Annotated in this window: 8 protein-coding genes; 2 read left to right on the top strand and 6 right to left on the bottom strand. The window is 57.9% G+C overall.

Annotation, left to right across the window (positions count from 1 at the left end; translation table 11 throughout):
• Positions 1–220 precede the first annotated feature (220 nt).
• Positions 221–2,017 carry a translation elongation factor 4 gene (lepA, locus tag RISK_RS10300; protein ID WP_047814220.1) on the bottom strand — a complete coding sequence of 599 codons (1,797 nt, stop codon included), beginning with the start codon at positions 2,015–2,017 and terminating at the stop codon, positions 221–223.
• Between the two features lie 286 nt (positions 2,018–2,303).
• Here lepA and RISK_RS10295 point away from each other — a divergent pair, with 286 nt between their 5' ends.
• Complete coding sequence (locus RISK_RS10295; protein ID WP_047814219.1) at positions 2,304–2,792, top strand: hypothetical protein; 489 nt, start codon at positions 2,304–2,306, stop codon at positions 2,790–2,792.
• A 340-nt stretch (positions 2,793–3,132) separates the two neighbouring features.
• Here the strand turns inward: RISK_RS10295 and RISK_RS10290 are convergent, their stop codons facing one another.
• The 4 genes from RISK_RS10290 to RISK_RS10275 all read right to left on the bottom strand — a co-directional run bounded on the left by RISK_RS10290 (position 3,133) and on the right by RISK_RS10275 (position 10,322).
• The gene (locus RISK_RS10290; RefSeq protein ID WP_047814139.1) at positions 3,133–4,446 is read right to left on the bottom strand and encodes a 3-deoxy-D-manno-octulosonic acid transferase; all 1,314 of its coding nucleotides are present in this window, start codon (positions 4,444–4,446) and stop codon (positions 3,133–3,135) included.
• Positions 4,447–4,771: 325 nt separating this feature from the next.
• The gene (secA, locus tag RISK_RS33440; RefSeq protein ID WP_047814138.1) at positions 4,772–8,488 is read right to left on the bottom strand and encodes a preprotein translocase subunit SecA; all 3,717 of its coding nucleotides are present in this window, start codon (positions 8,486–8,488) and stop codon (positions 4,772–4,774) included.
• Positions 8,489–8,557: 69 nt separating this feature from the next.
• Positions 8,558–9,421 (bottom strand): Nif3-like dinuclear metal center hexameric protein, encoded by an 864-nt coding sequence (locus tag RISK_RS10280; protein ID WP_047814137.1) that lies wholly within the window; start codon positions 9,419–9,421, stop codon positions 8,558–8,560.
• Positions 9,422–9,545: 124 nt separating this feature from the next.
• Complete coding sequence (locus tag RISK_RS10275; protein WP_047814136.1) at positions 9,546–10,322, bottom strand: hypothetical protein; 777 nt, start codon at positions 10,320–10,322, stop codon at positions 9,546–9,548.
• 226 nt (positions 10,323–10,548) lie between these two features.
• Between RISK_RS10275 and RISK_RS10270 the strand changes: the two genes are divergently transcribed.
• On the top strand, positions 10,549–12,789 hold the full coding sequence (locus tag RISK_RS10270; protein ID WP_047814135.1) for a tetratricopeptide repeat protein: 2,241 nt from the start codon (positions 10,549–10,551) through the stop codon (positions 12,787–12,789).
• A 442-nt stretch (positions 12,790–13,231) separates the two neighbouring features.
• Here RISK_RS10270 and RISK_RS10265 read toward each other — a convergent pair whose 3' ends face one another.
• Complete coding sequence (locus RISK_RS10265; RefSeq protein ID WP_047814134.1) at positions 13,232–14,995, bottom strand: GGDEF domain-containing protein; 1,764 nt, start codon at positions 14,993–14,995, stop codon at positions 13,232–13,234.
• Between the last annotated feature and the right edge of the window lie 108 nt (positions 14,996–15,103).

The raw sequence follows: 15,103 nt of genomic DNA, 5'->3' as shown, positions 1-15,103 counted from the left end.
GCGGGATGGTGAGTGGTGGCGTGGGGGGCATGTCCATCGGTGGCGCTATCGCTTACCGACGGCTACCATCTGACATCCCTACCGGGATGAATACTTGCGCAAACACATGGCCGCCACAAACCCAAACATTTCGCAGCCCAGCGTTCGCCACGGTTTTCACGCACAACCGGGGCTAACGCCCAAACGGTTCACAGGGTGAAAACCAATCGTTCCTGCCTGATCAGTCTTTATCGGTGCGGAGCACGGAGATGAAGGCTTTTTGCGGGATGTTGACGCTGCCAAACTGTTTCATCTTGGCTTTGCCTTTCTTCTGCTTTTCCAGCAGTTTCTTCTTCCGACTCACGTCACCACCGTAAAGCTTCGCGGTCACGTCTTTGCGGTACGGGGCAATTGTGGTTCGCGCGATCACGGTGCCGCCAATCGCACCTTGGATCGGAATCTTGAACTGGTGACGTGGAATCGCTTCGGCCAGTTGCTCACAGTAGTGCATCGCACGCGCCCGTGATTTGTCGCGGTGCACGAGGTAGGCCAACGCGTCGACAGGTTCTTTGTTGACCAAGATGTCAACTTTGACGATGTCCGTTTTGCGGTACTCGATCGGCACATAGTCGAACGATCCGTAGCCACGCGTGATCATCTTCAGCTTGCCATAGAAGTCGAACAAGACTTCTCCGAGAGGCATTTCGCTGGTGACTTCCAATCGTCCGGCCGACAAGTAGTTCATCGTTTGGCTCTCGCTGCGATGCTCGCGGCAAAGTTCCATGACCGGGCCGACGTACTCTTCCGGAATCAAAATCTGAGCTTTGATGTAGGGCTCGCTGACCGAGTCAATGGTTGAGGGATCGGGCCAGTAAGTCGGGTTGTCGACGTCCTGCGTCGAGCCATCTTTGAGTTTGATTTTGTACTGCACCGAAGGAGCCGAGATGACCAGTCCGATGTCGAACTCGCGTTGCAAGCGTTCTTGCACGACATCGAGGTGCAGCAGTCCGAGGAAGCCACAGCGGTAGCCAAATCCCAAGGCCGCTGAGCTGTCTTTTTCAAACGTCAGTGCGGCGTCGTTGATCGAGAGTTTTTCAAGTGCCTTGGTGAGGTCTTGGTATTCGTCGGTGCTCATCGGATAAACCGACGAGAACACGACTTGGCGAGCGGGTTGATAGCCTGGGATCGGTTCGTCGGCGGGTTGGTTGGCCAGTGTGATGGTGTCGCCGATTTCGATGTCTTGCACCGATTTGACACCGGCCACGATGTAGCCCACTTCCCCGGCGGTCAGTTCCTTTTTGGGAACCAGTTTGAATTGGTTGTAGCCGAGTTCGTCGACGGTGAAGTCGCGATCGGCGTGCATGAAGTGGATCTCGTCTTTGGGTTTCAGAGTTCCGTCCATGACGCGGCATTGCAGGATCACACCGCGATACTTGTCGAAGAAAGCGTCAAACACCAAAGCCTTCAGCGGCGCTTTCGGGTCGCCTTGTGGAGCGGGCAGATTCTTGACGATTCCTTCGAGCACGTCTTCGATGCCCTGGCCGGTTTTGGCAGAGACCGGAATCGCGACGAAGGGATCGAGTCCCAGGTCCTCGTCGATTTCTCCGCGAACGCGGTCCACATCGGCGGCGGGCAAGTCGATTTTGTTGATGACCGGCAGCAGTTCCAGGTCGTATTCAAGCGCCAGGTACAGGTTGGCGACGGTTTGGGCTTCGACCCCCTGGGAGGCATCGACGACCATCAGAGCGCCTTCGCAGGCCATCAGCGACCGGCGGACTTCGTGCGAGAAATCGACGTGGCCGGGTGTGTCGATCAGATTCAATTGGTACGCCTCCCCGTCGTTCGCGGTGTAATTCAGCGTGACCGTGTTGCTTTTGATCGTGATGCCGCGTTCTCGCTCGATGTCCATCGAGTCGAGCATTTGGTCGTGAAACTCACGTTGAGTCACACCGCCACAGGATTGGATCAGTCGGTCCGCCAAGGTGGACTTGCCGTGATCGATGTGGGCGATGATGCAAAAATTGCGAATGTGTTTCATGGTTTCGTTTCGTGCGACGCGGCGGGGACGTCCCATCGTAGTGAATCAGGTGTCGATTCAACAGGGATTTGCAGTTGCGGCCGATTGCAATGATTTGGAAAGAAATCAGGGTTCGACTGGATTTTCCGGTTGGGGAATGCCGATACGGCTTGATGAATTGATCTTCCGCCGAAACTCGATCTTCGAGATGATCGAACGTTCGGAGGACCGTTTCGTCTTTTCTGTTTTTCAAGGATGTGTCATGCGAACAATACTATTTCTCGGCTTGGCCATCGGTGGAGCTTTCATGGCGGGATGGTTCACCATCGAGCGTGATGGCGACAAAACTCGCATTGAAATCAACAAAACGGAGATCCGCAGCGACACGCGGTCCGCAATTGATCGAGGGCGAGACATTCTGGACGAGCGGCAACGCGAGCAAGCGGCTCAACAGCAGGGTGCTCAACAACCCGGCGGTTACCCTGATCAAGGTGGCTACTATCCGGGCGGTGCGTCTGCCAATCCAAATGCGTGGCCGCCACAAGGAGGCCAGCCTGTGCAGGGGGCGGGATACAGCGCCCCGAATTACGGTGCGCCCAACTACAACGTGCCCAATTCCAATCAAGTGCCCGGGTACAACAACTACCCCACCGGTCAGCCCAATGCGGGTTACGGTGAGCAAGGGGCGTACAATCCCAACGCGTATCCGCAGCAAAACTACAACGGGCAACCCCAAACAGGTGCCCAGAATGGCTGGGACGCGGCTTCGGCACCTTGGGCGACTCAGAACCGCTGAGCCAGGATGACGTGCATTTGCCGTGACTCCCGTTGCTCGGCACGGCTTTGGGATTTCAAGATCCTCGCTCACGCGTCGCGTTTCCTGGTCCCTCGCTCACGCGTCGGGTTGTGTAATCGAATCAATCAACAAGCCGTTCGGCTTCGGGTTTCCAGTTTGCTGGGTGCCCGGCTTTTCGATTTTGCTGTTGGTTGGCCGCTCTTGGCCGACATCCGCAACTTGGACGGGCAAGAGTGCCATCCTACATGCGTTCAAACCTCGTTGACGTCTCAATCAATCGGCTGTTACACGTCGGGCTGTCCGTAGCAAGCGAACTCGAGACGCTGGCGTTGGGTGACCGCTAGGCGGCCCGTTGAAGGCGGGCGTTTTTGCTCGGGACCAACATCTCCAGCGTCTTTTGATACGCACCCCGGTGTTGGTTGACCAACTCGCGAGCGGCTTGGCCGAGCGAATCGGCGGCGGGGATGTCGGTCAAGCAGCGCGAAACGAACTGTTCGAGTTCGGCTTCATCCGCCACGCGAATCGCGGCCTCGGCGGCGATCAACTGCTTGGCGATCGTGTCGAAGTTTTTCGTGTTGGGGCCGAAGGACACGGCACAGCCATAACCGGCAGGTTCCAGCATGTTTTGGCCGCCTCGATCGCCAAAGCTGCCGCCGACGGTGGCGATCTGACCGACGCCCCACCAGTGACGAAGTTCGCCAATGGTGTCAATCAAGATGACTTCGTCGGAGTCCCATTGATCCGCGTATTGGCTGTCATTGCGACTGCGACGAATCGGCGACAAACCGTGGGATTGAATCAGTTCGGCGACCTCTTCGAAGCGTTCGACGTGACGCGGCACCAAGATCAGGCGGAGTTCGGGGTGCTGGGATCGAAGGCGATCGTAGACCCGCAGAGCCATCGCTTCTTCGCCAGTTTGGGTGCTGCCAAAGCACCACGCTCGGTGCCAAGGGTCGATCCCAGACCAATTGATTCGTGCGTTGACTTCGGTGGTGTCCCGCGTGCGAGGTGCGTTGTCGAACTTCAGGGAACCCGTGACGGTGACATTCGCGGGGGAGACTCCACAAGCCATGAAACGTTCCGCTGCCGATGTGTCTTGGCAGCCAACGGCATCCAAACGCGCGAACGTAGGACGCAAGATTTTGGCAAACTGTTGATAGCGTCCCGCACTGGTTTCGCTGAGTCGGCCATTGATGACATGGACCGAACAGTTCGCTTCTTGGGCACAGCGAATCAGGTTGGGCCACAGTTCCAGTTCCGCCAGCACCAACTGCTCGCAGCGAAGATTCTTCAGCGTGCGACGAACGGCCCAGGTGAAATCCAGTGGGCAGAAGAAAACGCGATCGTCACCGAAGTGCTTGCACGCGAGGTCGTAACCGGTGTCCGTCGAGGAACTGATCGCCAGTGCGATTTCGGGATGCTGTTTCTCGAATCGGCGAACCAACTCGGGAAGCAAATTGACTTCGCCAACACTGACGGCGTGCAACCAAATGGTTCGTTCGGCATCACCACGGATTTCCGCGGCTCGTTCGGACGACAGCCCCAGCAATTTTTGACCCACACCGCGGCGATAACGACCGTGGCGAATCATCCGGTGCAGCACCAACGGCGAGACCGCGGTCAAGGCAGCAGCGTAGGCGAGGTTGAGCCACATGGTTGCCTTCCTTGGCAGGAGTGGAACGTTGTTGTCGGGGAACGAACTCTTTGTTTGAGCGAAACCATGCGGGGCGCCCCGAGTTTGCGTGGTTCACATCAAAAGAGCATGGGAATCATAACCCGACGCGTGAGCGAGGGACCACATCGAATTCCTTTCTACTCTTTTTCACAGGCTAAGCAGGTCGGCAGGAGTGATCAAGCACAACCATGTGAGCCGTTTGGGCGTTCGCCCCGGTTGTGCGTGAAAACCGTGGCTAACGCCAGCGGCTCACATACCCGATGACACCTGCGTACCTGCTTAGACGCCTATGCCACTTGTTTGATCATCCGTCGCGACGCATGCAGCAACTTTTGTACTTCTTGCCGCTGCCACAGGGGCAAGGCGAGTTGCGACCGATGCGAGGCTCTTCGACTCGAACGGTGTCGACGCTGCCCTCGGCTCGGCCTTCGCTTCCCGCGGCGGCTCGTTGAGCGGCGGTGTTGGACTCCATTTGGGCGGCTTGTTGAGCCGAACGGCCAGCTTCGTGAGCGTCGTCGTGACGTGTTCTCGCGTCGACCCAGGTGCTGCGAATGAAGTCATCATTGAAAGACTCCATGCGGAAGATCAGGTCCGTCACACGTTCGCCAATCGAATCCCACATGGATTCGAACAGACGCATGCCCTCGCGTTTGTATTCGACCTTGGGGTCCATTTGGGCGTAGCCCTTCAGGCCAACGCTGCTTCGCAAGTGGTCCATCGTCAGCAAGTGGTTTTTCCACGAGTCGTCGACGATGTTCAGCAAAATCTGACGTTCCATCCGACGCATTTCGGGGTGGAACTTGTCGTCGACAGCACCGTTGACGGCCAAAGTCAGCTCCGCACGATTCATCCGCGAGAGGTCTTCGGGGGTGTTGCGATTGCCAAGTTCTTCTTGCAACCAAGTTGCCAAGGATTCCAACTTGCCGGACTGGCCGCTGGCGAGTGTCGCGGTCACGTCATCATCGGCTTTGCCGAACAAATCTTGGACTTTGGCAGCCGCTTGTTCGAGCATTGCACCCGAGGCACTGGCGGTTTGTTTGCTGTACTGAATCAGCTGAACCTTCAGGTCGTCACGATTGAGTTTGACCTCATCGACGCTGAGTTCGTGGTTGAAACGACCGTGAACCCAGTCGACCAGACCTTCGCGGTCGAGCGAGACTTGGGCGCCCTGTTTGTCGGTGAATCGCGAGATGCCGGTCAGGACCGGGTACTCGGCTTCCTTCTCGGTGTAGGCGGCTTCGGCGCGACGGTTGAGTTCTTCGGTGACCTGGCGACGATCTTCGACATCGCGGAATTCTTCCGGAGTGGTTTCGATGCCAAATTTGTGTCGCATCCAAGCGCACAGCACACGGAGGCCGTAGTCGGCTTCCAGCAAGGGTTCACCTTCGGACAGATCCGTCTCTTCGATTTGTTTGTGCGAGTGAGCGATCAATTCGTCGATCATCTCTTCGCGGTCTTTGTTCTTCAGCTGATGGTCTTGGTAGTTCGTGTTCAGGCGCGTGTTGGCCCAGGTGGCCATCGCCTTCCAGTTCCACTCGTCTTCCATCGTTTCGGGAAGGTTCTCTTCCACCGCTTCCCCGACCGTGACTTCGGAAGCACGTTCGGCTTGATCCTTTGCGTAGGTGTCCGCCATCTCGAAATCCATGTTCTGGAAATCGCGTGCGTCCAGTTGGCAACCCAACTTTCCGCCGGCGAACGAGGCAAAGGTGTCCACGCCGTAATTGGGATCCAGGAACGTGTCGACGTGCGATTGAATCTCGTTGTGAATCAACGTCAACAACATTTCGCGAGAGCTGTGTCCGTCGAGCAGGTTTTGGCGATAGCGATAGACGCGTTTGCGTTGTTCGTCCATCACTTCGTCGTACTCAAGCAAGCTCTTTCGAATTTCGAAGTTGCGTTCTTCGACCTTCTTTTGAGGCGCAGCGATCCGGCGGGTGACCAGCGATGATTCGATCGCTTCGCCCTCTTTCATGCCCATGCGTTCCATCATGCTTTTGACGAAGTCGCCAGCAAAGATCCGCATCAGGTCGTCTTCGAGAGACAAGAAGAATCGGCTGCCACCGGGGTCGCCTTGACGACCACAACGACCGCGAAGCTGCAAGTCAATTCGGCGTGATTCGTGACGTTCGGTGCCGAGCACGTACAAGCCACCGATTTCGCGAACGATCTTGCCCTCGGCACTCATGTTTTCGCGTTCGTCAATTTCGTCCACCAGCGCTTTCCACTCGGCGTCTGGCACTTCCAGTCGAGTCGCGTACTGGTGTTGCAATTGCGACCAGGCGAGAGTTTCTGGATTACCACCGAGAATAATGTCGGTACCGCGACCGGCCATGTTCGTGGCGATGGTGACGGCGCCGATGCGACCGGCTTGCGAGACAATGTCCGCTTCCCGGCCGTGTTGCTTGGCGTTCAACACGTCGTGTTTGATGCCGCGGCGCTCGAGCAGTGCTGACAGGCGTTCGCTCTTTTCGATGCTGACGGTACCGACCAGGACGGGCCGACCAGCCCGCTCGATCGCAACCACTTTTTCGCGTGGGAACGACTCGGTTTGCTTCTCGCCTTTGGGGAGCAATTCGACAGCCGAATCCGTCTCAGATTTGATGTGTCCCCAAATTTCCGTGCCGTCTTTCAGAACCAGAACGTCCCACTTGTGGGTGCGTTCGACGTCGTCAGCGATGGCATTGAACTTGTCCTTTTCGGTCAAGTAAATCAGGTCAGGGTGTTCGATCCGTTGCATTCCGCGGTGCGTGGGAATCGCGACCACATCGAGTTTGTAGATTTTCCAGAACTCGTCCGCTTCCGTCATCGCCGTCCCGGTCATCCCGGACAGCTTCTTGTACATCTTGAAGATGTTCTGAAGGGAAGCGGTGGCGAAGGTTTGCGTTTCCTGTTTGATCGGCACGCCTTCTTTGGCTTCGACGGCTTGGTGCAAGCCATCGCTCCATTGGCGACCGTCCATCAAACGACCGGTGAATTCATCGACGATGACAACCTGTTTGTCTTTGACGACGTAATTGACGTCCAATTTGTACAGGAAGTGTGCTTTCAGAGCGTTGTCGATCAGGTGCGGCCATTCCATGTTGCCCGCGGTGTAGAAACTCTCGACACCGGCCAATTCTTCGGCCGCGCGAACGCCTTCGTCGGTCAGGGTGACGTTGTGTTGTTTTTCGTCGACGGTGAAGTGCTCTTCTTTTTTCAGTTGCCGAGCGACCCGGTCGGCTTCGCCATAACGTCCCAGATCCAAGTCGGCGGGACCGCTGATGATCAGTGGTGTCCGAGCTTCATCGATCAGAATATTGTCCACTTCGTCGATGATGGCGTAGTTCAGCGGGCCTTGGCATTGTTGCACTTCGCTGGGGAAGCGGTCATCGCCCTTGGCGGCTGGACGCATGTTGTCACGCAGGTAATCGAAACCAAATTCGTTGTTGGTTCCGTACGTGATGTCGCACTGGTAAGCGGCTTGTTTTTCGCTGGTCGACATTCCGGATTGGATGGCGTCGACGGTCAGGCCGAGATTCATGTACAGCGGCGCCATCCACTCCATGTCACGGCGGGCCAAGTAATCGTTGACCGTGATGACGTGAACGCCCTTGGCTTCGAGCGCGTTGAGGTAAGCGGGCAAGGTGGCGACCAGGGTTTTGCCTTCCCCGGTGACCATTTCACCGATCGCGCCGGAGTGCAGCACCATGCCGCCGATCAACTGGACGTCGTAGTGACGCATGCCCAGGAATCGTTTGCCGCCTTCGCGACAGACGGCGAAGGCTTCTTCCATGATGTCGTCGAGGGTTTCGCCTTCGCGGAGGCGTTTGCGAAACAATTTGGTTTGTTCACGAAGCTCGTCGTCCGACAGCGCCGCGTACTTGGATTCCATCGCCGTGATTCGGTCGGCGGATTCTTGTAGTTTCGCGACTTGCCGGGCATTGGCGGACCCAAACACACTGGTGGCCAGGCTGCCGACACGCTCAAACGTGCTACCGAAGACGAGGCCAAGGAGGTCCCAAAGACGTTCCAGGATGGACATAAAAGATCAAATCAGTGCGATTGGGGGGTGAAAGCGTGCGGCTTACGTAAACCATGCCAACTTCCAACGTTACGGGTTCAGGGAAATTGGGTCAACTGCGATCGGATCTTGTTCGCGTTGGCTACTACGGACCCAATTGCCCGTGGGATCCGGAGTCGACGGGTCTTGATTGCCGGCAAAGGTTTCGTGCAGCGGCTGGATCTCTCGCAGAAGCTGTTCGGCCAGCGTTTCCATGGCGAAGCGTTCGCTGGCGTGATGACCGACCAAAGCCATCGTTAATCCCGTGTTTTTCGCCTCCAAACACGTGTGCAGCGTGGCTTCCCCGGTGAGCAGAACATCGCATCCGCGTCGCCGAGCGGCACCGACGAACGAACCTCCGCTGCCGCAGCCGATCGCAACTCGTCGGAGAGGACGTTCAAAATCACCCACCAAACGAGGCCGGGTGGAGCCACATGATTTTGCGGCAAAGGCCAAAAACTCTCTCGCCGTCATCGGCTCAGGGAGCTCGCCGTAGCGGCCCGTACCGACCGTGTGGTCTTCGATGGACGGCGTCAGGGGGGTGATCGAGGTCAGCCCGAGGCGGTTTGCCCACTGCTCATTGATGCCTTTGTGCGCTGAATCGTAGGCGGTGTGAGCACTGTAGACCGCGATTCCGGCTCGACACAGATTCCAGACCATCGCTGACGCGGCGGAATCGGTTGTGATCCGGCTCATCGGTTTGAACGGCAGCGGATGGTGGGCGACGATCAAGTTCGCCGCCAATTCGGTTGCTTCTTCGACCACCGCGGGAGTGATCGTCAAACAGGTCAGGATCCGGTGGGCTTCCGCGGAGCGGTCTCCCAGCAGCAGACCCACGTTGTCCCATTCCTCCGCCAGCTTCAACGGAGCGATGGAGGACAGGGATTGGCAAATTGATTCGATGGTGGGAGACACAGGATTCGCGACCGTTGGGAGGAAAGGTGCTCGAAGGAACACACTTTAAGGTCACCGAATCGCTGTGGGAACAACGAATCTGGGGGAGGAAAGGCTCACGTTCCAGACGCGAACGCTTTCAAAATCAAAATCCGCTGAACGGATCGTCCCCACCACCAGCGGGAGCAAACGGGTCGTCGTTTCCGGCGGGGGCGAATGGATCGTCAGGAGCTGCCCCACCTTCAAACGGGCTGGCACCACCATCGGCGGGAGCAGCGGGGGCGTCGGCGGGAGCCGCTTCAGTAGCCAATGGGTTGTCCATCGCGCCTTCGAGGGCGTCGTTGGATTCCACCACGGGAGCTTCGCCTGCCAGATCGTCGGCGAAGGGATTGTCATCGGAGGCGGGGGCCGGTGGTGGCGTGGCACCACGTTGCATCGCAGGGGCTCCGGAAGCAGCTGCGGGCTGACCGCCCTGGGCTGACAATTCATTGGCACGGATGGTCGAACGAGCGGCTCCGGTCGCGAGTGCTTGCAAACGAGCTTTTTCGCGAATGTCTTCGAGTTTCAGACGCTGAGAGCCTTGAATGCGAGACAGGGCGCGGCCGATCGAGCGAGCGTCGCCGCCGCGTGCTTCCAGTTCCGCACCCATTTGCCAATCGCCTTCGGCGTAGCCCATTCCGTTGGCGCTGGCGGCCAGTCCGCGGAAGTAATACGCCCGCGGGTCACGGATGTTGTTGTCGATCGCCATCGAAAGCAGTTCGTAGGCTTTGCTGTAGTTTCCAGCGTTGTAGGCATGAACACCTCGGCCATAAATTTCCGCCAGCACAGCAGATTGGGCGGAAGCGGTGCTGGTCTGGGTGGTGCTCAAAAAGCCAATCGCCAAGGCGAAAAGGAAAAGTGGCGAGGCAAGGCGAATCTTCATCGCGACGGGGACCCTGTGACAGAAGAGCGGATGGTTCAACAACAGACCGTTTCAGCTTAGTTGTCTGCACCGGGGGAATCAAACAAAACGTTGACGCCTTGGATTCGAAGTCGGGCGTTCGCTGGGGAAAGTCACCGGTGAGAATCACGTGTGGTCGTCCCAGGTTGCTACAATTCGGAGTGCAATTTTTTTGGACCGGTTCTCTCGTTCATACGAAGTCCTAACGATGCGAATCCAAAATCTCTTCTCCCAGCCCGCGAAAAAGGCGTTTGGCTGCTTGGTTCTGAGCGTTCTTCTTGGCCCGTTGGCTGGGATATCGCTCCCGGGCGGGGGGGCGTTGATGAGCCCTGCTGCGATGGCGGACAGCGAATGGCTTCGCACCCTGCCGGTCGTCGACGATGACGAAATTGCAGCGTTGATCGAAGGGCTGGGATCACAGAGTTACGCCACGCGAGTTCGCTGTCGTCAACGTTTGTCACGAATTGGTTTGGCCGCGTTCGACGCGTTGCGAGAAGCCCGCAAGCATCCCGACAGCGAAATTGCGATTGTGGCTCGCAAACTGACCAGCGGTGTCGAGGTGCCTTGGTCGGTCAACACGGACTCGCCAGTCGTGCAGGAGATCTTGCATGAGTACGGGTCGCGTTCCGTGATGTCTCGTCGGCAACGCATTGGCGAACTGGCTTCGCTGCCCACGATGGAATCGTTCCCGGCGCTCGTTCGTTTGACGCGTTACGAAGCGGAGCCCACGCTCAGCCGTTTCGCCGCAATGGCGTTGCTCGCACAACCGGTCCGGGCCACGTTGGAGTTGCGTTCCGAATGGGCCCCTGAAAACGCCATCGAAGATGCCGCTTCGGATGCCCCCAATTCAGAAGACGTACCGAACTCGGAAAACGAGAATTGGTTGGGGCTGAGTTCTCACGATCGATCGCTGATGGTGACGCATCTGCAGCAGGTGTTTGCCAAGGACACTCAGTTCAGCGGATTGTGGATGAGGCAATACGCCAATGAGTTGGAATCGGGACGCTTTGAAGCCGATGGCTGGAACAAGCTGATTGAGGAGATGGAATCCAGCTGGGACATCGATGACGGTGCGTCGCCGCAGGACGTGGCTCGGGGGAGGATTGCTCCCGGAGCGATGATCAGCGGCAACGAAATGTTTCGGCTGACATGGTTGAACGCGGAACGAGCTCGGGTGCTGGGCCAAGTCGACGATGCGTCACGATTTCTCTCGCGACACATCGATGTCATTCCGCCACGCACACGGGAGTTGACCGACGCGGCGTTGTGGGCAATCGATCACAAATTGTTTGACGTCATCACCGCGGCTCACGCCAAGCACCAATCCTTGTTCGAAAAGTCGCCTTCTTTGATGTATGCCTCAGCGGAGGCTTTGTTGGAATCGGGGCAACCGGCGTTGGCGGCTGAGCGAGCCCAACAGGCGTTGGAGCTGAATCCGGTTGCGAACTCGGAAGGATCCGGGCAGCCTCCGCTGCACCCCGTTTTGTTGGAGAGCCATGCGGAAGCTCATCTTCGCATCGCAGCGGACCTGATCGATCGCGGGTTGTCCGATTGGGCGGAAGATGAGTATCGCAAACTGATCGATGAGTTGCCGCTGCACGATGTGTCTTCCGCGACGGCGCGGTGGGAGCTCGCGGAACACTTGGCCGAGCTGCAGCAGCCGGGCGAAGTGGTCGCTTTGTTGCAGCCGCTGGTAGAACGAATGGAGAAGGACGACGACTTTCGGCACAAGCTGATGGCTCATGACTTTGATTACTCCTCGCTCCGCAGCCACCTGGATTTTCAAGCCGGTTTGGACCTCGCCAACCGCGAGGACCATGCGGCAGCGAGCGAACGAATGCAGTCCGCCTTCTCAATGAATCCCGAGAACATCGACATTCTGATCGCGATGTATCGGATGGACTGGAACGAGGCGTGGAAGGACGACGTGATCAGCCAGATCGAATCTGTGTTGACGGAAATCGACGACGACATCGAAGAAACGCGGCAGACGTTTCGCGAGACCGGCAACGGTCGTCCCGGGCGGCAAACCGCGATTCGCGATTTGTTGCTGGCAAATTTTTACAACCAATACGCTTGGTTGGTCAGCAACACCGAAGGCGACTACGACAAAGCTCTCCAGCGCAGCATCGAGTCGCTGGAGATGAGTCCTGGCAGTGAGGCTTTGTTGGACACGTGCGGCCGTTGTTACTACGCGGTGGGCGATCTGCCCTCCGCGATTGTGACGCAGCGGAAAGCGGTCGAGTTGACACCCAATTCACCGCCACTGCGCCGACAGTTGAAGTTGTTCGAGAACGCTTGGTTGGATGCCAATCCCGGCAAAACGTTGGGAGAACTGCCCCAGGTGGTTCTTCCGATCACCAAAGCGTCGCCCTCTGAACTGACCGATCGGCAACGCCGGTTGGGCGTGGTGCCGCCCGATGGGCCCCTGAGTTTTCTCGACAATTGAGTCTCCTCGATCATTGGGTTTCCTCCGTCGTTGGAGGTCGTGCAGTTTTCTGGTGCTGGGTTTTGGCGGGTTTCTGCAGCAACTACCAATCACAACCCGACGCGTGAGCGAGGGACGCCCCCAACTCCCACGACGGCCCCATCCGGGGCGACCGTTTGTTTTTCGGCATCGGTCTCTCGGGGCTTCCGCCCCGAGCTAAGCACGACGGCCCCATCCGGGGCGAAACCCAGACGCCAGCCACCATTTATTTTTCGAACGTCCCCCGGAGTCCTGCACGCAGTTTCGCCCCGGAGGGGCCGACATCGGTAGCTCGGGGCGGAAGCCCCGAGACCGCGGGAGGGCATCCAACGGTCGCCCCGGAGGGGCCGTCGTGGAGGATGCGGCGCGAAGAGACAGGCACATCCCAAGCGTGTGTTTCCACGCCCAGGCGTTGCCTGTGCCTTCAGGCAGAGGCCATCTGGTGCGAGAGCACGGGCAGTTGGTCGTCCTGGCCGCTTTGTCGTGCCGCCAATCCAGCGATCGCACAAGCTTGTTTCAAGGACTTTTCGTACGCCGACATCGAGTTGACCGAAGAAGCGATCTGCAGGATACCGATCGACAACTTTTCTCCGTTCGTCGACTTTTCAGCCGCGGCCAGAGACATGCCGATGGAACCTGCGGCACCGCAGATTTGTTGAGCTCGATCCATTGCATCCTCGGCATCCAATTGAGGCATGCAGATCACCAACGTGGATTGATCCAAGCAACCAATGTGATCTTGGTTTCGGGTTGCGGCACGGACCAGTTGCAGCAGCGATCGCATGGTCGCTCCGCTCGGGGTGCCCGAGAGCCGAACGCTCATCAATTGATTGGGAGCCTTGGAGCGGTGGGGTGACGTTTGCATTTCTTCCACGTAGTCGACCATCGTCGCTAAATCGGGAAGGTAGCTGAGTGCCTTGGGACGCTCGCCAAACGGTTGGTCGTCCACCAGCGAGACGTCCTCCAGCGGATTGGAGGGAGCCTGGTTGATTAGGGTTTCTTTCGCCGCACGGGGTGCAGGAGTCGGTTCCGCTTGGACGGTCGACCGGGTTTCTCGTGCCAACGCTTCCACTTCCGTTGCCAGGTCTTCTTCCTGAGCGCGAGGGCTGACGGCGGGAGCCTGGAGCAAGTCCGAGCTGGAAGAGATCGGTTGGCCAGCGACGTTGGCTGCGGTGGACGAGTCCTTCGCGATGGTTTCGGTGGGAACTTCACCTGCTCGAATGAAACGCTCTTGATCGATGTAGTGGGCGCAGTTGCGACCCATTTCTTTGGACCGATAGAGCGCTTCGTCGGTGCGTTGCAACCATTCCTCAGCAGATTGTTGGGGCTCGAGCGCTCCGATGCCAACGCTGGCGTTGACTTTCAAGCACTTGCCCTCGAAGCGAACTTCGCGGGTCCCGATGGCAATCCGAGTTTGCTCGATCAGGTCCACGGCTTCGGCCAAGCTCTTGTCATGCAGCAGCATCACGAACTCTTCACCACCAAATCGAGCGACCATCCCGTGCGGCTGCAAACGTGCATCGAGCAATTGCGAGACCACTCGCAACACTTCGTCCCCGGCCCGGTGACCATGCGTGTCGTTGAACTTTTTGAAATGGTCGACGTCGAGGACTGCCAACACGCCAGCTCGGGACGGACCGAGTGCATGACGTCGCAACAAGTGCTCGTCGAACGCCCCTCGGTTGTAGATTTGAGTCAGGGCATCGGTCTGAGCTCTTTGCTCGGCCGATTGCAGTTGTTGGGATTGTTCGCGGATTCGTGCTTGGGCGTCAGCCAATTGATTTCGCATGATCTCATTGGCTCCCAACATCTGTTCCACCGCATCCACAATCGCGGGAGGTGAATTGCTCAGGTCGCTTTCATGCAGCGTCATGCTCAAGTTTTCGACGCGACTTTGGTGGGCGTCCACGTCCGCAGCAATCGAATGAGTGAATTGGCGAACGCGATCTGCGACGGCCATCACCTTTTCGCTGTCGGGAACGTCTTCAGTGGCCGCTGGAATCGAGGTGTCGGCGTCGGTCGAGAGTGCCTTTTCGGCGGCTGACGATGCCTTCGATGTGGCTGGTGTCTGGGGCGATGGCTGGGGGCCATCCGATGCCAAGCCTTGATTGTAAAGGGCGTGCATCACCCAACCGCATGTCATTCCGGCGCCACCGCTACTGGCTGCAATGATGATATCAAGAAGCACGTTTTTGTTCCCGCAGAGGATCTCTAAGTTCGTTCAGTGGAAGAGTGGGCAGCAAGGAGACATGCCATTCGAAATTCCAATCGATGGGGCCTCATCCCGTCCGGTCTT

This window comes from Rhodopirellula islandica, assembly GCF_001027925.1.
Lineage (GTDB): Bacteria > Planctomycetota > Planctomycetia > Pirellulales > Pirellulaceae > Rhodopirellula > Rhodopirellula islandica.
Note: the sequence above shows the minus strand (reverse complement) of the source record. Positions and strands in the feature narration are given on the sequence as shown.

What these genes read in the sequence shown, in the direction of transcription:
- lepA (WP_047814220.1), bottom strand. Translation starts at nt 2,017, where the DNA reads ATGAAACACATTCGCAATTTTTGCATCATCGCCCACATCGATCACGGC.
- RISK_RS10275 (WP_047814136.1), bottom strand. Translation starts at nt 10,322, where the DNA reads ATGAAGATTCGCCTTGCCTCGCCACTTTTCCTTTTCGCCTTGGCGATT.
- RISK_RS10270 (WP_047814135.1), top strand. Translation starts at nt 10,549, where the DNA reads ATGCGAATCCAAAATCTCTTCTCCCAGCCCGCGAAAAAGGCGTTTGGC.
- secA (WP_047814138.1), bottom strand. Translation starts at nt 8,488, where the DNA reads ATGTCCATCCTGGAACGTCTTTGGGACCTCCTTGGCCTCGTCTTCGGT.
- RISK_RS10290 (WP_047814139.1), bottom strand. Translation starts at nt 4,446, where the DNA reads ATGTGGCTCAACCTCGCCTACGCTGCTGCCTTGACCGCGGTCTCGCCG.
- RISK_RS10295 (WP_047814219.1), top strand. Translation starts at nt 2,304, where the DNA reads ATGGCGGGATGGTTCACCATCGAGCGTGATGGCGACAAAACTCGCATT.